General features: G+C 73.0%; 23 protein-coding genes. 12 read left to right on the top strand and 11 right to left on the bottom strand.

What is annotated here, in order from left to right; translation table 11 throughout:
• Positions 1-25: 25 nt before the first annotated feature.
• Complete coding sequence (locus tag ACWCRA_RS11735) at positions 26-2,002, bottom strand: amino acid transporter (protein WP_351551649.1); 1,977 nt, start codon at positions 2,000-2,002, stop codon at positions 26-28.
• A gap of 403 nt (positions 2,003-2,405) precedes the next feature.
• On the opposite strand from ACWCRA_RS11735, the gene kdpF reads away from it, so the two are divergent.
• Genes kdpF through ACWCRA_RS11715 form a run of 4 tightly spaced genes read left to right on the top strand, consistent with a single transcriptional unit; the run spans position 2,406 to position 6,957 of the window.
• Entirely contained in the window at positions 2,406-2,495 is a 90-nt protein-coding gene (kdpF, locus tag ACWCRA_RS11730; protein WP_037701211.1) for a K(+)-transporting ATPase subunit F, read from the top strand.
• Between the two features lie 6 nt (positions 2,496-2,501).
• Entirely contained in the window at positions 2,502-4,166 is a 1,665-nt protein-coding gene (gene kdpA / locus ACWCRA_RS11725; RefSeq protein WP_351551646.1) for a potassium-transporting ATPase subunit KdpA, read from the top strand.
• Positions 4,163-6,268: a potassium-transporting ATPase subunit KdpB gene (kdpB, locus tag ACWCRA_RS11720; protein WP_351551644.1), complete on the top strand. Its 2,106-nt coding sequence runs from the start codon at positions 4,163-4,165 to the stop codon at positions 6,266-6,268. Before kdpA ends, kdpB begins: the two co-directional genes overlap by 4 nt.
• A gap of 5 nt (positions 6,269-6,273) precedes the next feature.
• Positions 6,274-6,957, top strand: coding sequence for a potassium-transporting ATPase subunit C (locus tag ACWCRA_RS11715; protein WP_351551642.1), 684 nt, complete (start codon positions 6,274-6,276; stop codon positions 6,955-6,957).
• 76 nt (positions 6,958-7,033) lie between these two features.
• Here the strand turns inward: ACWCRA_RS11715 and ACWCRA_RS11710 are convergent, their stop codons facing one another.
• From ACWCRA_RS11710 to xylB, 4 genes are all read right to left on the bottom strand, one after another.
• Entirely contained in the window at positions 7,034-7,840 is an 807-nt protein-coding gene (locus tag ACWCRA_RS11710; RefSeq protein WP_451067338.1) for an N-formylglutamate amidohydrolase, read from the bottom strand.
• A 181-nt stretch (positions 7,841-8,021) separates the two neighbouring features.
• Complete coding sequence (locus tag ACWCRA_RS11705) at positions 8,022-9,347, bottom strand: cation:proton antiporter (protein WP_351551636.1); 1,326 nt, start codon at positions 9,345-9,347, stop codon at positions 8,022-8,024.
• A 2-nt stretch (positions 9,348-9,349) separates the two neighbouring features.
• Entirely contained in the window at positions 9,350-9,820 is a 471-nt protein-coding gene (locus ACWCRA_RS11700) for a cation:proton antiporter regulatory subunit (protein ID WP_351551633.1), read from the bottom strand.
• 231 nt (positions 9,821-10,051) lie between these two features.
• The gene (gene xylB / locus ACWCRA_RS11695; RefSeq protein WP_451067337.1) at positions 10,052-11,530 is read right to left on the bottom strand and encodes a xylulokinase; all 1,479 of its coding nucleotides are present in this window, start codon (positions 11,528-11,530) and stop codon (positions 10,052-10,054) included.
• A 283-nt stretch (positions 11,531-11,813) separates the two neighbouring features.
• Here xylB and xylA point away from each other — a divergent pair, with 283 nt between their 5' ends.
• A complete protein-coding gene (gene xylA, locus ACWCRA_RS11690) occupies positions 11,814-13,019 on the top strand; it encodes a xylose isomerase (protein ID WP_451067336.1) in 1,206 nt (401 codons plus the stop codon).
• A 122-nt stretch (positions 13,020-13,141) separates the two neighbouring features.
• Here xylA and ACWCRA_RS11685 read toward each other — a convergent pair whose 3' ends face one another.
• The 3 genes from ACWCRA_RS11685 to ACWCRA_RS11675 form a co-directional block, all read right to left on the bottom strand.
• Positions 13,142-14,413 carry an ROK family protein gene (locus ACWCRA_RS11685; RefSeq protein ID WP_451067335.1) on the bottom strand — a complete coding sequence of 424 codons (1,272 nt, stop codon included), beginning with the start codon at positions 14,411-14,413 and terminating at the stop codon, positions 13,142-13,144.
• A gap of 3 nt (positions 14,414-14,416) precedes the next feature.
• On the bottom strand, positions 14,417-14,947 hold the full coding sequence (locus ACWCRA_RS11680; RefSeq protein ID WP_351551782.1) for a toxin-antitoxin system, toxin component: 531 nt from the start codon (positions 14,945-14,947) through the stop codon (positions 14,417-14,419).
• A gap of 94 nt (positions 14,948-15,041) precedes the next feature.
• Entirely contained in the window at positions 15,042-15,701 is a 660-nt protein-coding gene (locus ACWCRA_RS11675) for a helix-turn-helix domain-containing protein (RefSeq protein ID WP_351551624.1), read from the bottom strand.
• Positions 15,702-16,072: 371 nt separating this feature from the next.
• On the opposite strand from ACWCRA_RS11675, the gene ACWCRA_RS11670 reads away from it, so the two are divergent.
• The gene (locus ACWCRA_RS11670) at positions 16,073-17,005 is read left to right on the top strand and encodes an MmyB family transcriptional regulator (RefSeq protein WP_351551621.1); all 933 of its coding nucleotides are present in this window, start codon (positions 16,073-16,075) and stop codon (positions 17,003-17,005) included.
• 787 nt (positions 17,006-17,792) lie between these two features.
• Here ACWCRA_RS11670 and ACWCRA_RS11665 read toward each other — a convergent pair.
• The 3 genes from ACWCRA_RS11665 to ACWCRA_RS11655 form a co-directional block, all read right to left on the bottom strand.
• Entirely contained in the window at positions 17,793-18,086 is a 294-nt protein-coding gene (locus ACWCRA_RS11665) for a hypothetical protein (protein ID WP_451067334.1), read from the bottom strand.
• A gap of 68 nt (positions 18,087-18,154) precedes the next feature.
• Positions 18,155-18,556, bottom strand: coding sequence for a hypothetical protein (locus ACWCRA_RS11660; protein ID WP_351551615.1), 402 nt, complete (start codon positions 18,554-18,556; stop codon positions 18,155-18,157).
• Between the two features lie 5 nt (positions 18,557-18,561).
• Positions 18,562-19,176, bottom strand: a complete 615-nt coding sequence (locus ACWCRA_RS11655; protein WP_351551612.1) for an ATP-binding protein — start codon at positions 19,174-19,176, stop codon at positions 18,562-18,564.
• A gap of 126 nt (positions 19,177-19,302) precedes the next feature.
• Here ACWCRA_RS11655 and ACWCRA_RS11650 point away from each other — a divergent pair, with 126 nt between their 5' ends.
• The 6 genes from ACWCRA_RS11650 (at position 19,303) to ACWCRA_RS11625 (ending at position 26,235) form a co-directional block, all read left to right on the top strand.
• The gene (locus ACWCRA_RS11650) at positions 19,303-20,163 is read left to right on the top strand and encodes a helix-turn-helix domain-containing protein (protein ID WP_351551609.1); all 861 of its coding nucleotides are present in this window, start codon (positions 19,303-19,305) and stop codon (positions 20,161-20,163) included.
• Positions 20,164-20,400, top strand: a complete 237-nt coding sequence (locus ACWCRA_RS11645; protein ID WP_351551606.1) for a DUF397 domain-containing protein — start codon at positions 20,164-20,166, stop codon at positions 20,398-20,400.
• Positions 20,401-20,530: 130 nt separating this feature from the next.
• The gene (locus ACWCRA_RS11640) at positions 20,531-21,184 is read left to right on the top strand and encodes an isochorismatase family protein (protein WP_451067333.1); all 654 of its coding nucleotides are present in this window, start codon (positions 20,531-20,533) and stop codon (positions 21,182-21,184) included.
• Between the two features lie 539 nt (positions 21,185-21,723).
• Positions 21,724-23,208, top strand: coding sequence for a PQQ-dependent sugar dehydrogenase (locus ACWCRA_RS11635; protein ID WP_451067332.1), 1,485 nt, complete (start codon positions 21,724-21,726; stop codon positions 23,206-23,208).
• Positions 23,189-24,172 (top strand): LamG-like jellyroll fold domain-containing protein, encoded by a 984-nt coding sequence (locus tag ACWCRA_RS11630; RefSeq protein ID WP_451067331.1) that lies wholly within the window; start codon positions 23,189-23,191, stop codon positions 24,170-24,172. Before ACWCRA_RS11635 ends, ACWCRA_RS11630 begins: the two co-directional genes overlap by 20 nt.
• 11 nt (positions 24,173-24,183) lie before the next feature.
• Complete coding sequence (locus tag ACWCRA_RS11625; RefSeq protein WP_451067330.1) at positions 24,184-26,235, top strand: NPCBM/NEW2 domain-containing protein; 2,052 nt, start codon at positions 24,184-24,186, stop codon at positions 26,233-26,235.
• The last annotated feature ends 98 nt before the right edge of the window (positions 26,236-26,333 follow it).

The raw sequence follows: 26,333 nt of genomic DNA, 5'->3' as shown, positions 1-26,333 counted from the left end.
CCAGCGGCGGCGCCGGGCCGGCCGCTCACCCCACGTGGACTCTCGGCCGCCGCTCCGGGTCCGGCTCCGCCCGGCGGAGCACCTCGCGGGTCACCGGAGCGGTCTCGCCCTCGCCGAAGACCAGAAAGCTCAGCAGACGCCCGAAGGGCGGGCCCTCCGTCCAGGTGAAGTACGCGTGCGGCACGGTCCCGGTCCGGTCCCGGATGCCCAGCAGGACCGCGGCGATCGTGTTGGGGACCGTCGAGCCCTCCACCCGGAGCCTGCGCACCCCGTACCGCTCGTCCCCGCGCACGGTCAGATCCGCCGAGAAGTCCGAGGAGTCCCGGACGAAGACCTCCAGGAAGAGCACCGGCCGGCGTCTGGGAATGGGGGTGTCGCGGCGCTGGCCGTGCTCCCTGTCCCGGTACGCCTCCGCGCTGTGCTCCCGGGGCTCGTTGGCGATGATCCGCGGCGGCCCGGACGCCGCCGCCTCGTCCAGGAACCGCGCCGCCGTCGGGTCGAAGACGACCTCCGCGGCCCGCAGTTCGAACGCGCGGTGGACCCGGGAGGCGAAGGAGGTCAGCAGGATGGTGAGGATGAAGAGCGCCGCGATCTTGATGCCGTCGGGCCGTTCGATCACATTGGCGACCGTGGTGTAGAGGAAGACCGCGGTGATCACGGCGAAGCCGGCGGCGGCCCTGGGGTGGCCCCGGCGGCGGGTGGCCACCGCCGAGGCGAAGGCCGCCGACAGCATCAGGACCAGCACCCCGGTGGCGTACGCCCCGCTCTGCTTGTCCACGTTCGCGTCGAAGTAGACGGTGATGCCGGCCGCGATCGCCACGAACACCAGCACCAGCGGCCGGACCGCCCGCGTCCATTCGGGTGCCATGCCGTAGCGGGGCAGAAACCTCGGTACGAGATTGAGCAGCCCGGCCAGCGCGGACGCGCCCGCGAACCAGAGGATGCAGATGGTGGCGATGTCGTAGACGGTGCCGAACTGCTCCCCCAGATTGCGGTGCGCCAGATAGGCGAGCGCCCGGCCGTTCGCCGGCCCGCCCGCCTCGAAGTCCTTCTGGGGGATGAGCAGGGTCGTGGCCAGGCTGGAGAGCAGCAGAAAACAGCTCATGATCAGTGCCGCGGTGGTCAGCAGCCTGCGGGTGTCGCGGATACGGCCCGCCGGACGCTCGTACGTATCGGTGGCGTCGCCCTTGATCTGCGGCATCACCGCCACCCCGGTCTCGAACCCGGACATGCCGAGCGCCAGCTTGGGGAAGACCAGCAGCGCCACCCCGATCATCACCCAGGGGGAGGAGTGCTCGGCGGTCATCGCGTCCCACCAGTCGGGGACCACCACCGGCGCGCTCGCCACCTCCCGGGCGGCGGAGGCCAGCACCACCACGTTCAGCGACAGATAGACCGCGACCAGGACCACGGCCACGCCGATCGCCTCGCGGAAGCCCTTGAGGAAGACCGCGCCGAGCAGCCCGATCAGACCGAGGGTGATCCACAGACTCTCGCCGTGCAGCCAGGAGGGCGCGTACGGGTTCTCCACCACATGCGCCGAGGCGTCGGCGGCCGAAAGGGTGATGGTGATGATGAAGTCGGTCGCCGCGAACCCGAGCAGGACCAGCACCAGGATCTTCCCCGACCACCAGGGCAGCAGCCGCTCCAGCATGGCGATCGAGCCCTCGCCGTGCGGTGACTCGCGGGCGACCCGGCGGTAGACCGGGAGCGCGCCCAGCAGGGTGAGGGCCAGCAGGACGAGGGTCGCGAGCGGGGAGAGCAGACCGGCGGCGAGCGCCGCGATACCGGGCTGGTAGCCGAGGGTGGAGAAGTAGTCCACACCGGTGAGGCACATGACCCGCCACCAGCGGTGTCCCCGGTGCTCGGGGGGCGGGGTGCCGTGCGGACCGGGGTGGCGGGCGGTGGTCTCGCTGAGGCCGTCGAGCAGCCACGCACGGCAGCGCCGGCCCGCCTCCGCGCCCCCGCGGCGGGGCCCGGTCTCGGCCTGAGTGCCGGTCATGGGCGCACACTCCCTGTTCATCGGCCGGATGGTCCGGGCGTCCGCGCTCCCATCGTCGCCCGCCGGGCCGCGCTCGGCAGCCCGGTGCGGGGCGCGCCCCTCGCGCCCGGCGGCCCGTCACGGCGGCCCCCCGCCCCGGGCGGCCGTACAGGAACCGTCAAGAGCGACGACGGCCACGTATGGGACGTATCAACGGGAGCCGGACCGCGGCCGGGGCGCGGTTTCCTCGGACAGTCAGATTGTCCGAGCAGACCGGCATCCGGCGGATTCGTCCGCCCGCTCCGTGTCCGACGGTCCGAACCCGAGTCCTACAGGAGCTCACGATGGCCGATGTGGCCTTCGTCGTCACCACGATCGCGGTCTTCGCGCTGGTGGCTCTCATCGCCAAGGGGGTGGCAAAGCTGTGACTGCCGAGAACATCGTCGGTCTGATCGTGGCCGTCGCCCTGCTGGGCTATCTCGTCCTCGCCCTTCTGTACCCGGAGAGGTTCTAGCCCGGAATGAGTCCCGTACTTGCCGGTGTGCTCCAGCTGCTGGCGCTGATGGTGGCGCTCGCCCTGGCCCACCGCCCCCTGGGCGACCACATGGCCCGTGTCTACACCTCCGACCGGCATCTCCGGGTGGAGAAGTGGATCTACAAGGCCGTGGGCGCCGACCCGGACACGGAGATGCGCTGGCCCGCCTATCTCCGCGGGGTCCTCGCCTTCTCCGCCGTCGGCGTGCTCTTCCTGTATCTGCTCCAGCGGCTCCAGGGCTCACTGCCCGGCTCGCTCGGATTCCGGTCCATCGACCCGGACCAGGCGTTCAACACCGCCGCGTCCTTCGTCGCCAACACCAACTGGCAGTCGTACTACGGCGAGCAGGCCATGGGCCATGTCGTCCAGACCGGCGGCCTCGCGGTGCAGAACTTCGTCTCCGCCGCCGTCGGCATCGCCGTCGCCGTGGCCCTGGTGCGGGGCTTCACCCGCTCCCGCACCGGTGAGCTGGGCAACTTCTGGGCCGACCTGGTCCGGGGCACCATCCGGATTCTGCTCCCGATCTCGGTGATCGCGGCGGTCGCGCTGGTCGCCTGCGGGGCGATCCAGAACTTCGCCGGCATCCACGGGGTCGGCCAGTTCACCGGCGGCACCCAGGAGTGGAACGGTGGCGCCGTCGCCTCCCAGGAGGCCATCAAGGAGCTGGGCACCAACGGCGGCGGCTACTTCAACGCCAACTCCGCCCACCCCTTCGAGAACCCGAACGGCCTCTCCAACCTCCTGGAGATCTTCCTCATCCTGGTCATCCCCTTCTCCCTGACCCGCACCTTCGGCCGCATGGCCGGCAATGTGCGCCAGGGGTACGCGATCCTGGGCACGATGGTCACGATCTGGCTCGGGTTCACCGCGCTGATGATGTGGACCGAGTTCGCCCACCCGGGAGCCGCGTTCCAGGAGGCCGGCGGGGCGATGGAGGGCAAGGAGACCCGGTTCGGCATCGGCGGCTCGGCCATCTTCGCCGTGGCCACCACCCTCACCTCCACCGGCGCGGTCAACAGCTTCCACTCCTCCTACACCGGCTTCGGCGGCGGCATCACCATGCTGGGCATGCAGCTCGGCGAGATCGCCCCCGGCGGAGTGGGCTCCGGACTGTACGGAATGCTGATCATGGCGATCATCGCCGTGTTCATCGCGGGCCTGATGGTCGGCCGCACCCCCGAGTACCTCGGCAAGAAGATCGGCACCCGGGAGATCAAGTTCGCGGCCTGCTACATCCTGATCACCCCGGCGCTGGTGCTCTGCTTCACCGCCGCGGCGATGGCCCTGGAGACCCCCGGCAACTCGATGACCAACTCCGGAGCCCACGGCTTCTCCGAGATCCTCTACGCCTACACCTCGGGCGCCAACAACAACGGCTCCGCCTTCGCCGGGCTCAACGCCGACACCCAGTGGTTCAACACCACCATCGGGATCGCGATGCTCCTCGGCCGGTTCCTGCCGATGGTCTTCGTGCTCGCGCTCGCCGGCTCGCTGGCCGAGCAGCACCCCGTCCCCGCCACCGCCGGCACCCTGCGGACCGAGAAGCCGCTCTTCACCGGGCTGCTGGTCGGGGCGATCCTCATCATCACCGGTCTGACCTACTTCCCGGCGCTCGCGCTGGGACCGCTTGCCGAAGGGCTCGCTTCATGAGCACGATCACTCCCACCCGAGCACCGCACTCCGATGTGCCCACCGGGCACACGCCCGGGCCGGGCCGGGTCGGCGGCGGCCTCTTCGACCCCGGACAGCTCGTCAGGTCCCTCCCCGAGGCGCTGCGCAAACTCGACCCGCGGGTCATGGTCAAGTCCCCGGTGATGTTCGTCGTCCTGGTCGGCTCGGTCGTCACCACCGCCCTCGCGATCAGCGATCCGTCCAACGGCTTCGGCTGGGCGATCACCGCCTGGCTCTGGCTGACCACCCTCTTCGCCAACCTCGCCGAGGCGGTCGCCGAGGGCCGGGGCAAGGCCCAGGCCGACACCCTGCGCAAGGCCAGGACCGACACCGTCGCCCGCCGGCTCAGCGGCACCACCGAGGAGCGGGTGCCCGGCACCGGGCTGCGCATCGGCGATCTGGTCGTCTGCGAGGCCGGTGACACCATCCCCGGCGACGGCGATGTGGTCGAAGGTGTCGCCTCCGTCGACGAGTCCGCGATCACCGGTGAGTCCGCCCCGGTCATCCGGGAGTCCGGCGGCGACCGCAGCGCGGTCACCGGCGGGACGAAGGTCCTCTCCGACCGGATCGTCGTCAAGATCACCGCCAGGCCGGGCGAGACCTTCATCGACCGGATGATCGCCCTCGTCGAGGGCGCCGCCCGGCAGAAGACCCCCAACGAGATCGCGCTGAACATCCTGCTCGCCTCACTGACCGTGGTCTTCCTGCTGGCCGTGGTCACCCTCAAGCCGTTCGCCGTCTACGCGGGCGCCGACGGCCAGACCTCCCTGATCGTGCTCACCGCGCTGCTGGTCTGTCTGATCCCCACCACCATCGGCGCGCTGCTCTCCGCCATCGGCATCGCCGGTATGGACCGGCTGGTCCAGCGCAATGTCCTCGCCATGTCCGGACGGGCCGTCGAGGCCGCGGGCGATGTGTCGACCCTGCTGCTCGACAAGACCGGCACCATCACCCTCGGCAACCGCCAGGCCGCCGAGTTCGTCCCCCTCCAGGGCGTCACCGCCGCGGAACTCGCGGACGCCGCCCAGCTCTCCTCGCTCGCCGACGAGACCCCCGAGGGCCGCTCCATCGCCGTCCTCGCCAAGGAGAAGTACGGACTGCGCGAACGCCACCGGGGCGAACTGGCCGGAGCCGAGTGGATCGACTTCACCGCCCAGACCCGGATGTCCGGGGTGGACGCCGACGGCCGCAGGGTCCGCAAGGGCGCCACCGCCTCCGTGATCTCCTGGGTCGGGGAGCGGGGCGGCGAGGTCCCGGCCGACGCCGACCGCGTCACCGACACCATCGCCGAAGCGGGCGGCACACCGCTGCTGGTCGCCGTCGAGGACCGGGAGGGCGCCCGGGTGCTGGGCGTCATCCACCTCAAGGACGTCGTCAAGGAGGGCATGCGCGAGCGGTTCGGGGAACTGCGCCGCATGGGCATCCGCACGGTCATGATCACGGGTGACAATCCGCTGACCGCGCGGGCCATCGCCGAGGAGGCCGGGGTCGACGACTTCCTCGCCGAGGCCACCCCCGAGGACAAGATGGCCCTCATCAAGCGGGAGCAGGCCGGCGGCAAGCTGGTCGCGATGACCGGTGACGGCACCAACGACGCCCCGGCGCTGGCCCAGGCCGATGTCGGCGTGGCGATGAACACCGGCACCTCGGCCGCCAAGGAGGCCGGGAACATGGTGGACCTGGACTCCAACCCCACCAAACTGATCGAGATCGTCGAGATCGGCAAACAGCTCCTCATCACCCGGGGAGCCCTCACCACCTTCTCCATCGCCAACGACGTCGCCAAGTACTTCGCGATCATCCCGGCGATGTTCGCCGCGGCCTACCCGGGCCTGGACAAGCTCAACATCATGCAGCTGTCCTCGCCCCACTCCGCGATCCTCTCCGCCGTCGTCTTCAACGCGCTGATCATCATCGCGCTGGTCCCGCTCGCCCTCCGGGGCGTGCGGTACCGGCCCACCAGCGCCGACCGGATGCTCCGCCGCAACCTCGGCGTCTACGGACTGGGCGGGCTCATCGCCCCGTTCATCGGCATCAAACTCATCGACCTGATCATCTCCCTCATCCCTGGCATCGGGTGACGACCATGAACACCTCCGTACGCAACACGGGCCGGCTCATCTCGGCGGCCCTGCGCGCCCTTCTCGTCCTGACCGTCGTCTGCGGGGTGCTCTACCCGCTCGCCGTGACCGGCGTCGCCCAGGCCCTCTTCAACGACAAGGCCAACGGCTCCGAGGTGACGGCCGGCGGCGAGGTCGTCGGCTCCTCGCTCATCGGCCAGACCTACCACCTCCCGCTGAAGGACCCCGGCGACCCGGAGGAGACCCCGGAGCCGGACCTCACCTGGTTCCAGCCACGCCCCTCCAACGGCCTCGGCAGCAACAGCGTCAACACGCGGTACTCCCTCATCCTCTCCGGCGCCACCAACCGCTCCGGCGACAACGCCGAGCTGCTCCAGTGGGTCAGGGACGCCAAGGCCGCCGTGGTGAGGGACAACTCCACCGCCGGCCACCGGGTCGACCCCGCCGATGTGCCCGCCGACGCGGTCACCTCCTCGGGCTCCGGCCTCGACCCGCACATCTCCCCGGAGTACGCGCGACTCCAGGTCCACCGGGTCGCCGAGCGGAACTCCCTCGCCGCCGCCGCCGTGGAGAAGCTGGTGCGGGAGCACACCGACGGCCGGATTCTCGGATTCATCGGCGAACCCCGGGTCAATGTCCTCGCGCTCAACATCGCGCTGCGGGAGCTGACCGGCCGCGGCACGGACTGATCCCCCCGCGCCTCCCCGCCCCGCGCGCCACCGCCCCGATCCGGCGGTCGCGCGCGGGGCGGACCCGTACCGCCGCTCACACCCCGGGGACCGCGTCCACCAGCTCCGCGAGCGCGCCCGCCAGCGCGCCGAGCCCCGGGCCCGCAGGGCCCCCGGGCTCGCTCATGTATCCGTCGCGGCGGATCTCGACCATCAGCGCGCCGACCCGGGCGTCCCGCCCGTGGAACTCCAGCGGCACATAGGCGCCCGCGAAGGGGCTGTCGGTCCCGGTGCCGCCGAAACCGGTGAACGCCCGCTCCGCGAGGGCGGCAAGCCCCGGCGGGGTGTGGAAGGGGTCGGTGCCCAGACAGACCGGGGGACGGGGGCCGTCGCCGTGCAGTTCGTACGGCAGCCGCTGTGTGGGGTAGGAGTGCACATCGATCACCACCGCCCGTCCCGTCGCCGCCAGCCGGTCCGCGACCGCCGCCGTCATGGCCTCCGCGTACGGGGTGAAGTACCGCTCGATCAGCGGGGCGGGGTCCACGGTCTCCGGGCGCAGCGGCTCGCCGTGCGTCGTCCGGGTGTAGACGGCGCCCATGCCCACCGCGCGCATCTCCTCGCGCTCGTCGGGGAACCGCTCGGGGTCGGTCACCAGCCGCGACAGCCCGTTGACGAACCGCCAGGGGGTGACGGCGCAGAGCCCGGCGGCGGTCCGCGCCAGCTCGGCGGTGTGGGCGTCGGTGATGTGGTCGAGCTCCCGCTCCAGCGCGGCGTCCCCGAGCAGGATGCCCTCGCGCACCGACGGGGGGATCGTCCGCGCCGCGTGCGGCACATGCAGGATCACGGGCGAGGAGGCGGCTCCGGGGAGCAGCCGGAAGGGGACGGGGGCAGCGGACACGGGCATCTCTCCGGGGGTCGCGTCGGTACGGGGACGGCACGGCCACCGGCGCGGCGCGCGGCCTCCCCGTACGGACAACTCACGCCCGCCCCGGGGGGTTCCGCGGTCCGGCCGGACCGGCCGGGGAAGACCGATGCCCCCGCCCGCTCCGGTCGGGGAGGGGACGGGGGCATCGCGCGGGCGGGTGTCAGCCGCCCTGCGCCGGGCCCGGGCCGCCGGACGCCGGAGCGGGCGCGCCGGGCGGTGTGTCACCGGGCTCCGCCGCCGCGGCCTCCGCCGCGCAGGGCTCGGTGGCCGGGGCCCGCGTACCCACGGGCCCGGCCGCCGGCGGACCGCCGGGGGTGCCCGGCCGCGCCGCCTCCGACAGACCGCCGTAACGCGACACCAGCGGCTCGGTCCAGCGCGCCGCGAGCGGCCCCAGGACCACCAGGATCAGCACATACGCCGTGGCGATCGGTCCGATCCTCGGCTCCGTGGCGACGGCGAGACCCGCGATCACGATCGAGAACTCGCCGCGCGCCACCAGCGCGCCGCCCGCCCGCAGCCTGCCGCGCGGGCCGATGCCCGCCCGCCGGGCCGCGTACCAGCCGGTGAGCACCTTGGTGACGGCGGTGACCACCGCGAGGAGCAGCGCGGGCAGCAGCACCGGCGGGATGTCGGTGGGGTCGGTCGACAGTCCGAAGAAGACGAAGAACACGGCGGCGAAGAGGTCCCGCAGCGGGGTGAGCAGCTTGCGCGCGCCCTCGGCGACCTCGCCCGACAGCGCGATGCCGACCAGGAAGGCGCCGACGGCCGCGGAGACCTGCAGCTCCTGGGCGATGCCCGCCACCAGCAGGGTGAGTCCGAGGACCACCAGCAGCAGCATCTCCGGATTGTCCGAGGAGACCGCACGGCTGATCAGGCGTCCGTGCCGGAGCGCCAGATAGAGCACGATCCCCACCGCGCCGAGCGCGATCAGCAGGGTGACACTGCCGCCCGCGAGGCCCACACCCGCCAGCAGCGCGGTGAGCAGCGGCAGATACACCGCCATCGCCAGATCCTCCATGACGAGGATGCCGAGGACCACCGGGGTCTCCCGGTTGCCGAGCCGGCCCAGGTCGGTGAGGACCTTGGCGATGACTCCGGAGGAGGAGATCCAGGTGACACCGGCCAGGGCGACCGCCGCCACCGGGCCCCAGCCCAGCAGCAGCGCCGCCGCCGCGCCGGGCAGGGCGTTGAGCGCGAAGTCGACCGCGCCCGACGGGTACTGGGTCTTGAGGCTGCCGACCAGTTCGGACGCGCTGTACTCCAGGCCCAGCAGGAGCAGCAGCAGGATGACGCCGATCTCCGCGCCGACGGCGACGAAGTCCTCGCTCGCGCTCAGCGGCAGCAGGCCGCCGGTGCCGAACGCGAGGCCGACCAGGAGATAGAGGGGGATGGGGGAGAGGCCGATGCGCCCGGCGAAGCGGCCTATCAGCCCCAGCCCGAGAATGATCGCCCCGAGCTCGATGAGCAGGGTGGTGGTCTCGTGCACGGTCAGCCTCCGGCGATGATCTCGGCGAGGGCGTCGACGCCCTCGCGGGTGCCGACCGCGACCAGGGTGTCCCCGATGGCGAACCGGAAGTCGGGCCCCGGCGACGGGTGCGCGCCGGTGCGCCGCAGGACGGCGACGACCGAGGCGCCCGTGCGGCTGCGCGCCCGGGTGTCAGCGAGCACCCGCCCGGCGTAGGGGGAGCGGGTGCCGACCTGGATGTGCTCGGTGACGAGATCGATCCCGTCGGTGCGCACGGCGTCGATCGGCTCGGGGTCGATCAGATGCGCCAGCGCGGTGGCCTCATCGGACGAGAGCGGAACCGCCAGTTGGCAGGCGTCGGGGTCGTCGGAGGCGTAGAAACCGAGAAAGCGTCTGCCGTCGTGGTGGACGACGACGGAGATGTGCCGGCCTTCCTCGGTGGTGAAGTCGTACTGTGTCCCGACTCCCGGCAGTGAGGTGCGACGGGTGCCCATGCTCGCCTCCCAAGGCGTGGGTCGTCCTCTCACCGTGGGCGGGTGAGCGGTGCGGTGGGTTGAGGTGTACCAGACAGTCTACGAAAGTGGATCACCCTCGGCCCCCGGCGGGGCCGGGAATCCGGAATATCCGGCTCCGTCCATGGGGGCGGCCGACCGGGCGGGCGGCTGCCGGGAATGCCTGCCCCGCCCGGGCGCGGCTACTCCCCGAGCGGGCCCGCCCGGCCGGGACTACTCCCCGAGCAGTCCCGGCCGGGCCCGCTCCAGCACCCCCGACACCCGCTCCCAGGTCTCCGTGTCCCGCTCCACGGGAGGCAGTTCGCGCCCCTGGCCCGACCCCCAGCGGACGGCGGCTGCCACCGGGTCCTCGCCGGTGGCCGCTGCCGCCGCCAGTGCCGCCGCGCCCGTCGCCACCGGTTCGGCGGCGCGCGGGACCAGCAGGGGGCGGCCGGAGAGCCGGCGCACGGTCTCCACCCAGAACCTGCCGCGCGCCCCGCCGCCCACCAGCCGCAGCGGCGCGCCGGCCGTCGCCGGGGCCGCCGGGTCGAGACCGCAGGAGCGCAGCACCTCGTCCAGCACCCGCAACACCGTGACCACCGCGCCCTCGTAGGCGGCGCCGAGGATCTGCCGGCCGGAGGTGGTGTGCCGGAGCCCGGTGAGCAGACCGGCGGCGGCCGGCAGATCGGGGGTGCGCTCGCCGTCGAGATACGGCAGCAGCACGGCCTCCCCGCCCGGCTCGGCCGCCTCCCGGTCCAGGCCCAGCAGGGCCGCGATCCGGTCCACGGCGAGGGTGCAGTTCAGGGTGCAGCCCAGGGGGAGATACGTGCCGTCGGTCGCCGCGAACCCGGAGAGCGCGGGGGAGACGGGGCGGGCGCGGGTGGCGGCGAACACCGTGCCGGAGGTGCCGAGACCGAGGACCGGGTGGTCCAGCAGCCCCGTACCGCCGAGCCCCAGGCCCACGGCGGCGGCCATGTTGTCGCCGGTGCCCGCGGCGACCGCGATCCCGGCCGGGAGGCCGAGCGCGGTGGCCGCCGCCCGGGTGAGCGAGCCCACCCGGGTGCCGCCGCCGGCCGCCGGCTCCGGCAGCAGGGCCGGGTCGAGGCCGATGAGCCGCAGGATCTCGGGGTCGTACGCGCCGGTCGAGGTGGCGTACCAGCCGGTGCCCGACGCGTCGCCCGGGTCGGTGGCCGCGGTGCCGCAGAGCCGTTCGGTCAGATAGTCGTGGGGGAGCCGGACGGCCGCCGCCGCGTCGGCGGTGCGGGGCTCGTGCTCCCGCAGCCACTGCCACTTGGTGGCGGTGACCGAGGCGACCGGCACCGATCCGGTACGCGCGGTCCAGACATCGGGGCCGCCGAGGGCGCGGGTGAGGGCGGCGGCCTGCGGGGCCGAGCGGGTGTCGTTCCAGAGCAGCGCGGGCCGCGCGGGGCGCCCGGCGCGGTCCAGGACCACCAGTCCGTGCTGCTGGCCCGCGACCGCGATGCCCGTCACGGCCGACGGCCGGACCCCGGTCCGCGCGAGCCCGGCGGCGACCGCCTCCCGCAGGGCCCGCCACCACTGGTCGGGGTCGCTCTCCCGGGCGCCCGCCTCGCCCGTGACCGTGTGCGGGGCCCGGCCGGTGGCGAGCGTCTTGCCGGTCGCCGGGTCGATGAGGACCGCTGTGGCCGACTGGGTGGAGCTGTCCACCCCGATGACGACCGTCCGTGCGGGCATCGCCCTCACCTCTCCCTCTTCCGCCGCCCATTTTGGGCATGGTGCGAACAAATTACGCCAACCCTCGCCGGATCAAAAGATGTTGGGGTCTTCTGCGGAACGCGTCCGGTGTGCATCATTAATCAGCGCAGAGAACAAACAGTGAGCGAGCGGACAGCCGGCCGAGGACGGACACGGGGCGCGCGCACGGCGAACGCGCGACGAGCGCGGGGGGACGGAGATCCGGGCGGGCGCGGGGGACGGCGCAGGGACACCGACAGCGGAGCGAAGGCGGTCAACGGCGATGACGGCGACAACGGCGACAACGGATGTGCTCACCGGGGCCGGGAGCCTCACCCCCACCCCGGGCGACCGGTTCAGCTTCGGCCTGTGGACCGTGGGCTGGCAGGGCAGGGACCCCTTCGGGGACGCCACCCGGCCACCCCTCGACCCGGTCGAGTCCGTCCACCGGCTCGCCGCCCTGGGGGCGTACGGCGTCACCTTCCACGATGACGACCTGGTCCGCTCCGGTGCCTCGCCGGCGGCCCGGGAGGCCGGGATCGGCCGCTTCCGGAGCGCGCTCGACCGGACCGGGATGGCGGTGCCGATGGTCACCACCAACCTCTTCACCCACCCCGTGTTCAAGGACGGCGGCTTCACCGCCAACGACCGGGACATCCGGCGGTACGCCCTGCGCAAGTCCCTGCGCTCCCTCGACCTCGCCGCCGCGCTCGGCGCGCGCGTCTATGTCGCCTGGGGCGGCCGGGAGGGCGCGGAGTCCGGCGCGGCCAAGGACGTCCGCTGCGCGCTGGACCGGCTGAAGGAGGCGTTCGACCTGCTGGGGGAGTACATCACCGGCCAGGGGTACGACCTCCGCGTCGCCATCGAGCCCAAGCCCAACGAGCCGCGCGGGGATCTGCTGCTGCCCACCGTCGGCCACGCCCTGGCCTTCATCGAGCGGCTGGAGAGGCCGGAGCTGTACGGGGTCAACCCGGAGGTCGGCCATGAACAGATGGCCGGGCTGAACGTCCCGCACGCCGTCGCGCAGGCGCTCTGGGCCGGCAAGCTCCTCCATATCGACCTCAACGGCCAGAACGGCGTCAAGTACGACCAGGACCTGCGGTTCGGCGCGGGCGATCTGCGCTCCGCCTTCTGGCTGGTGGACCTGTTGGAGACGGCCGGCTACCAGGGTCCCCGGCACTTCGACTTCAAGCCGCCGCGCACGGAGGACTCCGCCGGGGTGTGGGCCTCCGCCGCCGGATGCATGCGGAACTATCTGATCCTGCGCGAGCGGGCGGCGGCGTTCCGGGCCGACCCCCGGGTGCGGGAGGCCCTGCGGGCGGCCCGGCTCGACGAACTGGCCCGCCCGACGGCACCCGACGGCCTCGCCGGGCTGCTCGCCGACCGCACCGCGCACGAGGAGTTCGACGCGGACGCGGCGGGGGAGCGGGGGATGGCCTTCGAGGTCCTGGACCAACTGGCCCTGGACCATCTGCTCGCGGCCCGCTGACCGCACCCCTCCGGCTCCCGCCGCGCCTCCTCCCGCTCCCGCCGCGCCCCGGCCGGCGCGGGCCGGGTGTCCGGGGGCCGGATGCCCAGGTGTCCGGGCGTCCCGATGGTGTCCGGGCCCGCTCATCCGGCCGCGGCGCGGTCCCCGAAGGCCAGAGGGTCCGTCAGCACATCCCGCACCACCAGGGCCGCCGCGCCCCGGGCCGCGTCCGCCGCCGGGGACGAGGGCCGCAGACGGGCGCCCGCCCGGGGCCACAGACCCGAGACGATCCGAGTGGACAGCTCACCGGCGGCGCGCGGGATCAGCCAGGGGGAGAGCGGCCGGTAGATCCCGCCGAGCACCACCGCCGCCGGGTCGAGGAGATTCACCGCGCCCGACAGCACCCGGCCCAGCATCAGCCCCGCCCGCTCCAGCGCGGCCACCGCCCGCTCGTCGCCCGCGCGGGCCCGGCGCTCCAGCTCGGCCACGGCGCTCGCGCCATGGGTCTCGTCGACCCCCGCCGCCCGCAGCAGCGCCGTCTGGCCCGCGTACTGCTCCAGACAGCCGCGCGCGCCACAGCGGCACTCGGGCCCGTCGGCGGCCACCACCGCGTGCCCGATCTCCCCCGCGAAACCGTGGGCCCCGCGCAGCAGCTCCCCGTCGAGGACGAGCGCACCGCCGATCCCGATCTCGCCGGAGAGATAGAGGAAGGTGCGCACCGGACCGAGCGCGCCGAACCACAGCTCCGCCAGCGCCGCGAGGTTCGCCTCGTTCTCCGAGCGCACCGGGAGCACGGGCAGCCTCGGCCGCAGTGCCGCGAGCGCGGCGCCGAACGGCTCCTCGGCCGGGACCCGGGTCCACCCGAGGTTGGGTGCCTGCCGGACCGTCCCGGAGGAGACGAGGCCGGGCAGCGCCAGCGCCGCGCCGACCGGGCGCAGCTCCTGCTCGCCCGCCGAGACCAGCGCCCGTGCCGCGATCTGGGCCGCGCGGCGCAGCACCTGAGCGGGCGGCGCGTCCCGGTTGTCGAGGTGTTCGACCAGCCGTACCCGGTCCGTACCGGCGAGGTCGACCACGCAGACGCAGACATAGTCGACATTGATCTCGACCCCGAGCCCGGCGACCCCGGTCCGCGCGACCTTCAGCACCGTGCCCGGACGCCCCGCCTGGCCGCTGAAGGTCTTCCCCGACTCCGAGAGGAATCCGCTCTCCAGCAACTGCTCCACCAGGGAGGAGATCGCGGCACGGGTCAGCCCCACCCGGGCGGCGACCCCGGCCCGGGTGGTCTCGCCGGAGTCCTTCACGGCGCGCAGGACGAGACTCAGATTGTGGCGGCGGACCGTGTCCCGGCCCGCCTTGGGCTCCAGCGGGTCCCGGCTGACGGCACTGGCCAGCCTGACGCGAGTGGTTCTCTCCACGGATCAGCCCTGGGGCCCGCGGTATCCCAGGGAGGCCTCGATCCGTCCGGCGAGCCCCTCCCGCCGCTTGGGCCCCCGGCCGGTGGAACCCGCCAGCCAGGAGCGGCACTTGCTGCCGAGCAGCAGCCCGAAGCTCTCCGCCTCGTTCTCCTCGCTCTGGTCGAAGCGGGTGCGCGCGGCGACCTTGAGCACGGTCGCCTGGAGGTCCGCCTCGTCGGAGAGGAGCCGCGCCGCGACCGCCGCGCCCTCGATGTGGTGGGTGCAGTGCCCGGCGTTCATGTGCCACAGCTCATGGCCGAGGATGACCAGCTGATGGTCGGGCGCGGTGCGCTCCTCGATGACGATCAGATCCTGGTCCGTCATGTCCAGCCAGAGGCCGCTCGCCGTGCCCGGGGGAAAGGTGGACATCCGGTAGCGGACGGGCCGGCCGCGGCGTCTGCTCATCTGGCCGCACAGGGCGGCATAGAGATCGGCGGGCTCCGCCGGCGCGGGCAGGCCGAGTCCGGCTACCAGCTCGCCGCAGAGCCGACGCATCTCCTTGCCAATGCTCACCGTTCTCCTCTCCCCCGCACGGCCGCGCGCACACGTGCGGCCTCAACCCTGCCCTGACATCAGGGGCTTTCTGAAGTCATCTTTCCGTCGGCTTTGCGGAATCGGCCGGTTCCACCGGCTTGACGCTCTCCAGCAGGAGATCGAGCCACTCGGTCACCTTGTCGCGGTGTTTGTCGGTGGGCAACTGGGCGGCCCGCCAGGCGATACCCCGTACGCCGTGGTCCTGGAGGAGCCGCTCCAGCGGGTCGCCGTCGCCCGCGCAGTCCTGGAGGAGACGGGCCTCGGTGCGCTGGAGCGCGCTGTTGAGCGCGTCCGCGTCCCCGGCGGTCAGAAAGCCCGCGTGGACCCTGAAGAACCGCTGGATCGCGTCGCAGTGCTCCATCGTCGGGCGGCGGTCGCCGTTGATCAGGGCCCCCGCCTGCTGCCGGGACATCCCGGCGCCGTCGGCGATCTCCTGCTGGGTGTAGCGGCGCCCATTGGGCTTGAGCCGGGTGCGCCGCAGCAGGTCGAAGCGCTGGAGGAAGCGTGCCTGAAGGTCGGGCTGGCCCGCGGGCCGGCCCTCCAGCAGGGCACCCACCACATCGGCGGGCACACCCGAGGCCTCGGAGAGCTGATCCACGTCGAACACCTCGCCGTGGCTCAGACCGAGTCTGCCTGCGAGTTCGGTGACGCGGGCAACCGACGCCGCAAGAGGGCCTGCGGCTGCCGGGCCCGGAACCAAGAAGCCGTCTGTCACCAGTGGGTCTCCTAGATCACGCGAGATGGCTCCGCACACGGTTGGCTGCCCGGAGATTATCCGCTTCCCGGACGTACAGCCAGGACTTGCCACAGCTGTGGCGCATTCTGAGCGTTCGGTGGCGCCGAATGCCACGATAGTTGACATGACGCCTCTCGCGGTAGCAGGATCGCCGGGCGGGGTGAAGATCCAAAGGGCGCTGCCGCAGCGGGACTTCGAGAAGGGTGGCGTTCTCGATGACACATGAGGCGGGTTCCGACCGTTCGGGTGTCCACGGGCGTCGAGGGTGCACGGGGACGGGCCGAGGCTCACTCCGGTCCAGAAGACTGACCGACATACTGCGCGAGCGCAGGGAAGAGCTGGGGCTGAGCGTGGCCGAGGTGGCCGCCCGGCTCGACATCAGCACCCGCGCCTACAACACGTGGGAGTGCACTCCTTCCGAGGACTGGACCGAGGACCGGCTCTACGCGCTGGTCAAGGCCCTGGAGATGACCGACCAGCAGGGCGGCTGGCTGTTCCGGCTCGCCGTGGACCGGGAGCCGCCGGCCCATCTGGCGGGCCGTCCGAGGACCGCATCCCCGATGGGCCCCGCCCGGCCGTCCGGACCGGCCTTCCCGTCCGGGCTGACCCGTCCGTACGCGCCGCTGCCCCCGGTGCTGCCCCCCGAGCGCTCCGCGCCGGTGGAGACGCCCCTGCCGGCGGACCCCACCACCCGGGAGTATCTGCACGATTACTCGGTGATGATGGACGCCGTGCCGCTGCCCTCGGTCCTCTTCGACCGGCGGTGGGACGTCACCCATGTGAACCCGGCGTTCCAGGCGCTCTTCCGGGGCATGGGCGCCCACCCCACGGCGATGCCGGACCAGAACTTCCTGCGGTTCGTGCTCTTCCACCCGGACGCGGGCTCGGTCCTCGGCGACCGGGAGACCAGTTGGTGCCTGCCCCTGCTGGCCCAGCTGGAATCCGCGCTGGAGCGCTATGAGGACGACGGTGTGCTTCAGGCCATTCGCGGGGAGATCGCGGACGACCCGATCATGGACGCCGCCTACCGCTGCGGACTGCCGCACTGGATGCGGCTGGCCGGTGCCGCCGCCGTCCACCACGACGGAGCGGTACGGCCGCTGCACCACCCGGACCCCCGGTACGGGCGCTCGGAGTGCCGGATCGTCGACGAGACCCCGGCGACCCTCCAGGACCGGGGGTACACCCGGATGACGCTCGTCCTGCGCGAGCACCGGGGCACCACCGCGCCGCCGCCGGTGCGGCGCGGCAAGGCCCATCTGCGGGCCGTCTCCAGCGGCTGAGACACGCGGCGGTCCCGGCGGACCCGGCCTGCGCGGGGGCGGGCGGTCCCACGGGGGCCGCCGTCTCCGCGCGTCGGGACGTTCCGGGGCCGCTGGGGTGCCGCGGCCGGGGACCCGCCGCGCCACGACGCCATGGCCCGGCCCGCCCCGGAGGGCGCACGGATCGTCCGCGGCCCGGGGGGCCGGGGGCCGGCCCCCGGCCCCCCGGGCCCGCGCCGGGCGGGCACCCGCCGCCCAGGGTCCGTCCGCGCGCACCGGACGGGCCGGGACGCGCCGGCCCGGGCGGCCCCGAGTGCGGCGCGGCGGCGCGACCTCCCGGGGTGCCAGGGGGTGTGGCGCGGGACCACCGAATCCGCGTGGACCCGGATCGTCCGGGCCGGTGACACGGTTCGCCATACCGTGGACCTCTCCAGGGACAGTTTTCTCTTCGTTTGCTGCGTGTTCCTTCGTGTTTCTTTCGTGTTCTTCGTCTTCGTGTTCTTCGGGCGTGTGCCGTCCACCGCGCGGGCCCGCGCGATGGACGTCGCCTCTCCCGTCCACCGGGGCGCCGCCGCGCGCCGGGCCGTTCGTCCGTGCCGGTACGGGGCGGTGCGCCGGGGCCCCCTGCCCCGGCGCACCGCCGGCACCCGTCCGTCGGTTGCGGCCACCCCCCTTGCCCCGCGGCCGAACGCGGACCGGCGCTCCGGAACCGGGTCCTCGGCTTCCCCCGCGCGAGGACCTGGTCCCTCCCCCCTGTTCCCCCGTGTGCTCTGGTGCGCCGGGCCTCGCGGACCGGCGCGTTCCACCGTCAGCGCGTCGACGCGACGGCCCACTCCGCGGCTACCGCGAGGACGACGCACGTCCCGAGGACGGCGGTCGCCACTCTCGTGCGCCCCTGTCTGCTGAGCACCAGCGCGCTCCCCGAGAGGATCAGCGCGATGCCGTAGAAGCCCATCGTGAGCACCGAGTGCGTGCTGCCGAGCCGAAGGGCCAGGGCCAGACCCGCCGCGATCATGATGACCGTGGAGAGCGTGGTGCGGACAAGGCGTGCCTGACGTGGTGTGAGCCCTTGTCGCCGCGGGCCCGGGCTGGCTTCCGACATGCCCGGAAGGGTATCCGGCCCGTCCCCGCTCAGGCGGTCGGGAACGGGCGCCGCGGTGCGCGCGGCGGTCATGCCGGCCCGCTGACGCCGGCCGGCCACCGCGGTGCGGTTCCGGTCAGCTGGCAGGCCATGAGATAGAGCGGTATCGGTGGTGTGTAGGGACTGCTGTCGTCGGGCCGGCTGATCAGCCGGGGGCCCGTCGCCGGTACGTAGGCTCCTTTCGCGTAGTGCGAGGGAAGCGGCCAGATCAGCTCGTGGTCGGAGCCGGCGGGGACGATCCACCACCACCACTCCGCGTCCGCGAAGACACAGCCGTTGCGCGGCAGCCGGCCCAGCAGCCGCAGACCGTGGCGCGCGGGCACCCCCACCGCGTCGCAGCCCAGATCGGGCTCGACCCGGGCCGGCGGGCGCAGCCGTGTCAGCCCGGTGCCGTCGCCCAGACGTCCGCTCCAGGTCAGGAGGGGCGGCATATGTCTCAGCATGGCCTCTCCGTTCCGTGCGGCAGTCCCGGACGGGCCGAGGGGATCTCGGCCCTGGTCAGCTCGGCGCGGGGGTGCGGCCGGCGGGGTTCGGACGGCGCGGTGTGCGCCGGGCGGGCCTTGGCCCGGGGGAACTCGCGTCCCGGGAAGTCGGCCCCGTACGGTACGGCGGTGTGCGCCAGCTCCGCCCAGACGACGCGGCCGGCGCCCCGCTGGATGGCGTGGGCCCCCCAGGAGCTGGAGACGGACTCGACCAGCAGCAGGCCGCGCCCCCGCTCCTCGGCCGCCAGGGTGTGGCACACGTGCGGGCCGGTGGGCGCGCTGCCCTGGTCCCGCACGCTGATCCGCAGCCGCTCGACGCCGTTGGTCAGCTCGCAGGAGATCAGATGGCTGCCGCTGTGCACGACCGCGTTGGTCACCAGCTCGGAGACCACCAGCATCGCGGTGTCGTGCACATCCCCGCCGATGCCCCAGCAGCGCAGCCGGTCACGGGTGAGCTTGCGGGCTCTGGAGACGTACTCGACGCGCGCCGGCAGCTCGAAGCCGTACCTGTGGTGGTCGACACCCGAGCACGGGTCCAGGAGTGGGGCGTGGAGCGCGTCACGGTTCACCCGAACACTGTCGCCCTGAAATGGACAGCTTGGCAAGAGCCACTCTGAATTTTTCAGAGTGGGCATATTCATCGATGCGGGCGCGTGGCAGACTGCATCGCAACAAGCACGTGGGGAGGTCTCGAAGTGAGTGAACCGCGGTCCGCCCCCACCGTGGGGCAGGTCGTACTCGGCAAGCGCTTGCAGGATCTGCGCGAGCGGGCCGGGCTCAAGCGCGAGGAAGCCGCCAAGGTCCTTCGCGTCGCCGCGGGCACCATCCGCCGCATGGAGACCGCCGAGGTCGCCCTGAAGATCCCGTATGTCCAGCTGCTGCTGAATGCCTACGGCATCGGCGACGAGGAGGCGCGCGGCTTCATCGAGCTGGCCGAGGAGGCGAACAAGCCCGGCTGGTGGCAGCGGTTCCACGATGTGCTGCCCGGCTGGTTCAGCATGTACGTCAGCCTGGAGGGCGCGGCCAGCCTCATCCGCTCCTACGAGCCCCACTTCGTGCCCGGTCTGCTCCAGACGGAGGAGTACGCGCGAGCGATCATGCTCAGCGGAGCCGTGGGACAGACCGACCCCGAGGACATCGAGCGCCATGTGGCGCTGCGAATGGAACGCCAGGCTCTGCTCACCCAGCCCGGCTCACCCAAGCTGTGGGTGATCATGGACGAGACGGTCTTCCGCAGGCCCGTCGGCAGTCCCGCCGTCATGCGAGGCCAGATCGACCGGCTGCTCGAAGGCGCCCAGCTGCCCCATGTCACCCTTCAGATTGCGGAGTTCGCGTCCGGACACCACCCCGGCACCTACGGTCCGTTCGTGCTCTTCCGGTTCGCCGTCCCCGAACTCCCGGACATGGTCTACAGCGAGTATCTGACCGGCGCGGTCTATCTCGACGCGCGCCCCGAGGTCGCCTCGCATCTGGAGGTCCTGGACCGCATGGCGGCCCAGGCCGCGACTGCACAACGCACGAAGGAGATCCTCCGGGATCTCCGCAAGGAGCTGTGAATGAATCACGTATACAACGGCATGCCGGCCACCGAGCTGGGCGATGTGGGCTGGCACAAGCCGTGGAGCGGCGGGAACGGCGGCAACTGCTTCGAGACGATGAAGCTGGCCGACGGCCGGGTGGCGGTGCGCCAGTCGGCGGACCCGGACGGTCCCGCGCTGATCTACACACCCGGTGAGATCGCGGCATTCATTCAGGGAGCGAAGTCCGGGCAGGCGGACTTCCTCCTCACCTGAGGCTCCGGCGCCTGCTGTCATGACATCGAACGAACACTTATCGGACATCACGGTTCATCCATCCACGGCGTGCGGGCAACTTCCCGCACGCCGTTGCTTTTTCCCTCACCACGGATTGCGGAGGAATGCCATGCGGGACGCCGCGGCGGGCGGGTTCGTACGGAACGGGGTCTGGGTCTCCGTCCCCCGGCCGGCCGGGGCGATCGCGCCGGCGCAGGCGCTGATCCTGGTCGACGTCCAGTGCGGATTCATGACCGGGGCGGAGGCGGTGCCGGGAGCGGAGGCGCTCGCCGAGCGCCTCGCCCGCCTGCTGGAACGGGCCAGGGCGGCCGGGGCGCTGGTGGTGCATCTGCGCAACGACGGGGAGCCCGGCGCGGTGGACGAGCCCGGGGCGCCGGGGTGGGAGCTGTGTCTCCCGGTGCGGGAGTCGGCCGACGAGCACGTGGTCGCGAAGGAGGAGGACGACGGGTTCGAGGGGACCGGGCTGGGGGAGCTGCTGGAGCGGCGGGGGGTGGAGCGGGTGGTGATCGCGGGGGTGCTGTCGGAGATGTGCGTCAGGGCCACGGCGGAGGGGGCGCTGGGCCGGGGGCTGGGGGTGGTGGTGCCGCACGACACGCACGCGACGTACGGACTGGACGACATTCCGGCCTCCGCCGTCGCCCGGGTGGCCGAACACGCCCTGGGCTCGGACCCGGAATTCCCCCTCTCCGCGACTTCTCTCACCTTCACCCCCGCCCGGGCAACTCCCACCGGCCTGAGCCAACCCAGCCCGTCCCGCGCTTGAGGACGGCCCGAGCAATCTCAGCCGTCCGGCGTTTGATGACGCCCCGAGCAATCCCAGCCCGTCCCGCGCTTGAGGACGGCCCGAGCAATCCCAGTCGGCCTGGCGCTTGAGCCCACCCTGGGCAACTCCAGCCGGCCCGGCGCTTGGGGGCGCCCCGAGCAATCCCAGCCCGTCCGGCGTTTGAGGACGGACCCCGCGCCACGGGTGTCCCGAGCCATCTCGGCGGCCCGGGCGACTCCAGCCGGCCTGGCGCTTGAGCCCACTCCGGGCAACTCCAGCCGGCCCGGCGCTTGGGGCGGCCCGAGCAATCTCAGCCCGTCCGGCGTTTGAGGACGGACCCCGCGCCACAGGACCCCGCACCCCGCGGGCCACGCCCAGAAACCACCCCCCGCCCTCCCCTCCCCGCCCCGCGCACCCCCCTGCCGAGGGGGTTGCCTCACGAGAGGTGCGTTTGTAGCGTGGGAAAGCGCTTTCCAGAAAGCGCTTCCTCACCCCGCGCCCCGCACCGCCCCGCACCCCACCCCTCCGAGGTGACCGCGATGCCCACCCCTCCAAGACCCCTCAGAAGAACCCCCCGAAGAACCCCCCCACTCGCCGCCGCCACCCTCTTCCTCACCCTCCTCGCCCCCCCTGCCCTCGCCCAGGACGGCGACACCCCCGTGTCCGACCCCCTCCCCGACCCCACCCCCTCCCGCCACGCCCTCGTCCTCACCGAGTTCTCCACCCTCCCCCGGTCCGAGTCCGTGCCCCCGCCCACCGACTCGCGGCTCAAGCGGTGGGCGCGCATCAACCACCTCGGCGAGGTCCCCGACGGCTCCGGCCGGCTCGCCGTGCCCGATCTCAACGGGAAGCTCCATCTCCTCGACCGCGCGGGCACCCCCCGCGAGTACCTCGACGTGGGCACCGCCACCGGCGCCGACTTCTGGTCGCACCAGGGGCTCGGCAGCGGGCTCGGCTCCGTCGCCTTCCACCCCGGGTTCGCCCGCAACGGCGTCTTCTACACCGTCCACACCGAGGGCCGCGCCGCCCTCACCGCCAAGACCCCCGATCTGCCCGCCCCGCAGGGAGCCCGGCTGCACAGCGTCGTCACCGAGTGGACCGCCGACGACCCGCGCGCCGCCACCTTCGCCGGGACCAGCCGCGAGGTGCTGCGCCTCGGCTTCCAGAGCACGTACCACAACATCCAGGAGATCGGCTTCAACCCCAACGCCCGCCCCCGGGACCACGACCACGGGCTGCTCTATGTCGCGGTCGGCGACGGCGCGGCGGGTGCGGGCGGCACCGTACCGCAGGATCTGACCGTCCCCCAGGGCAAGATCCTCCGGATCGACCCGGCCCGGCGCGACGCCCCCTCCGGCCGCTACGGCATCCCGGCCGTCAACCCCTTCGCCGGCCGGCCGGACGCCCTGGGCGAGATCTACGCGTACGGACTGCGCAACCCGCACCGCTTCAGCTGGGACACCGGGGGCCGCCGGCAGATGTTCACCGCGAACATCGGTGAGCACCGGGTGGAGTCGGTCTACGAGGTCCGGGCCGGGGACAACTTCGGCTGGAGCGACCGCGAGGGCCCCTTCGCGTACCGCAAGGCGTCCAACCCCACCTGCGGAGTCTTCCCGCTCCCCGACGGCGACGCCCAGAACGGCTACACCTACCCCGTCGCCGCCTTCGACCACACCCCGCCGGCCGCCAGGCCCTGCTCCGACAGCGGCAGCGCGATCGTCGGCGGCTTCGTCCACCGGGGACGGCTCCCCGCGCTGAACGGCAAGTACCTCTACGCCGAGGGCGTCGGCGGGCGCGTTTTCCACTCCGACGTCCGCGAGATGCGCCGGGGCGGCCCGCTCGCCACCACCCATCAGCTCCAGCTCATCGACGGAGCCACCGGCGCCCCCACCACCATGGCGGAGCTGGCCGGCCACACCCGGGTCGATCTCCGTTTCGGCACCGACCGCTCCGGCGCGCTGTATGTGCTCTCCAAGGCCAACGGCCGGATCTGGAAGGTGACGGATGTCCGGGTCACCCCCTGAACCCCGGCCGCACCGCCCCCGTCTCCACCGCTCCCGCCGCCCCCGGACGGCACTCCTCGCCGCTCTCGCCGCCGCCCTGCTGCCGCTGCTCCCCGGCCCCGTGGCCGCCGAACCCGCGCCCGGCGAAGGGGCGCAGGGGCTGCGCCGCCATCTCGTCGCGCACTACGACTTCGCCCACCCCGTCCCCGGCGACCCCTCCCGCGAGCGCGACCTGGGCCGGTCCGGCACCGATATCGCCCTGGTCAACGGCGGCTCCCGGATGCGGGTCCACGACCGCGAGCGCGGTCCCGTCCTCCAGACCCGGCAGAACACCCCCGGCGCCCGGGGCAACGACGACTGGAAGGCCGGTGTGTACGGAGCGGACGGCCTCCCCGCCCTCCGGGCCCTCAACGGCGCCCGTGGGGCCACCGTCATGGGCTGGTTCAGGACCACCGGCGACAACCCCGCCCCCAACTCCAACTCCGCCGACCCCGGCGACCGCTACGGCGCCATCGGGCTCGCCGGAGTCCTCTCCGGCACCTCCCAGGGCCACGACGTACGGGCCCTGCTCGAACTCATCGAGGTCGACGGGGTGATGAGGGTCGTGGCTCTCGGCCGCCGGCTGGACGGCGGCGTCTCGCAGACCTTCGCCGCCGACGCCGACTGGCGGCAGGTGCTGCCGCCCGGCCGCTGGGTCCATCTCGCCGCCACCTTCGACTACGACAGCGGCACCATGGCCCTCCACCGCGACGGCCGCGCCCTGTCCGGCTCCTATGTCCGCACCGGGGACCCCTGGGAGATCGCCGGACCACCCGAACCGGACACCGCGTCGGCCACCGACCCGCGCGGCATCAAGATCGGCGGCAGCTATCCGCAGAACACCCGCGAGGGCAACCCCTGCGCCTGCCGCATGGACGAGCTGATGTTCCTCGACCGGGCCCTCACCGCCGGCGAGATCCGAGCCCAGTACCGCAGGACCCGATAGAGAGGGTACGTATGCGCGCGATGCCCAGGCCCCTGACCGTCTTACTGGGGCTGGCTCTGCTGACCGCCCCGCTCACCGTCCCCGCCCAGGCCGGCGCCCCGGCGGAGCCCGCCCGCACCACCGCGGCGCCCCGGCTCCCCGACGGCCTCGCGGCCACCCCGCCGATGGGCTTCAACAACTGGAACTCCACCGGCTGCGCCATCGACGAGAAGATGATCCGCGACACCGCCGACCTCTTCGTCTCCACCGGTCTCAAGGACGCGGGCTACGAGTATGTGAACGTCGACGACTGCTGGGCCGCCGAGAAGCGCGACCCGCTCACCGGCCGGCTCACCCACCACCCCACCCGCTTCCCCGGCGGGATCAAGGCCCTCGCCGACTATGTGCACTCCAAAGGGCTGAAGTTCGGCATCTACACCAGCGCCGGCACCCTCACCTGCGCGAAGACGATGCCGGGCTCGCTCGACCACGAGGAGATCGACGCCCGGACCTTCGCCGACTGGGGCGTGGACTACCTCAAGTACGACAACTGCAACAACCAGGGCAGGCCCGCCCTGGAGCGCTACACCGCGATGCGGGACGCGCTGCGCGCGACCGGCCGCCCGATCGTCTACTCCCTCTGCGAGTGGGGCGAGAACAAGCCCTGGGAGTGGGGCGCCGACGTCGGCCACCTCTGGCGCACCACCGGGGACATCAACGACAGCTGGCAGTCCGTGGTCAACCTCTTCAAGCTCAACGCGCCGCTCGCCGAGCACGCGGGACCCGGCCGGTGGAACGACCCCGACATGCTGGAGGTCGGCAACGGCGGCATGACGGACACCGAGTACCGCTCCCACTTCAGCCTCTGGTCCGTGATGGCCGCCCCGCTGCTGATCGGCACCGATCTGCGCAAGGCGACCCCGCGGACCCTGGAGATCCTCTCCAACCGCGAGGTCATCGCCGTCGACCAGGACCCGCTGGGCCGCCAGGCGAGGGTCGTCCGCAGCGCGGACGGGCACTGGGTGCTCGCCAAGCCCCTCGCCGGCGGGGACATCGCCGTGGCGCTCTTCAACGAGTCCGAGCAGACCACCACCATCCGCACCACCGCCGCCGAGATCGGGCTGCCCCAGCGCTCCGGCTATGTCGTGCGCGACCTCTGGAAGGGCCAGAACGCGCACACCGTCGGCACCGTCAGCGCCACCCTCCCGGCGCACGCCACCGCGCTCTACCGGGTCTCGGCCGACGGCGACTGGCGCGAGGAGCCGCCCGCCGTCGAACTGGGGCTGCACCTGCCGTCGGCCGCTCAGGGAGTGCCGGGCAACATCACCCCCGCGGGCAGGAGCCTGACCGTCAAGGTCACCACCACCAACCAGGGCCGCACTCCGCTGCTCTCCCCCCGGCTGCGGCTGACCGCGCCCGAGGGCTGGCGCCTCAAGTCGCTCGGTGACAACGACACCGACGTCCTCACCACCGGCAAGACCCTCACCGCCCGCTGGCGCCTCACCCCGCCCGCCGCCACGCCCCCCGGCACCGCCCCCCTCGCCACCGGGCTCACCTTCCGCACCTCCCGCCACGGCAGGGTCGAGCGGACCGCCGACGAGATCCTGACGGTGCCGCGGCCCGTCCCGGCCGGTGTCTCCGATCTCGGGCAGCTCACCTGGGCCTGGGCGAGCAACGGCTACGGGCCCGTGGAGCGCGACATGTCCAACGGCGGGGCCAAGGCCGGGGACGGCCGCACGCTCACCGTCAACGGCGTCACCTACGCCAAGGGGCTCGGGACCCACGCCCCCGTCCAGCTCGTCTACTACCTCGGCGGACGGTGCACCGGATTCGCCACCGACGTCGGCGTCGACGACGAGCGCGATCCGCGCGAGCCGGACCAGGGGACGGTCACGGCGGAGATCTGGGCCGACGGGACCAAGCGGGCCGACAGCGGGCTGCGCACCTGGCGGGATTCGGCCGTTCCGCTCACCGCCGACCTCCGGGGTGCCCAGTATCTGCGGCTGGTGGGGACCATCGGGCCCGACACCAACCGCTACGACCGGATCGACTGGGCGGCTCCCGTGCTGACCTGCGCCTCCTGAACCCGCCTCCTGAACCCGCCTCCTGAACCCGCCTCCTGAACCCGCCTCCTGAACCCGCCTCCTGAACCCGCCTCCTGAACCCGCCTCCTGAACCCGCC

Source organism: Streptomyces sp. NPDC001889 (genome assembly GCF_053594535.1).
The sequence above is the reverse complement of the archived record's forward strand: the minus strand, read 5'-3'. Positions and strand labels throughout refer to the sequence as shown.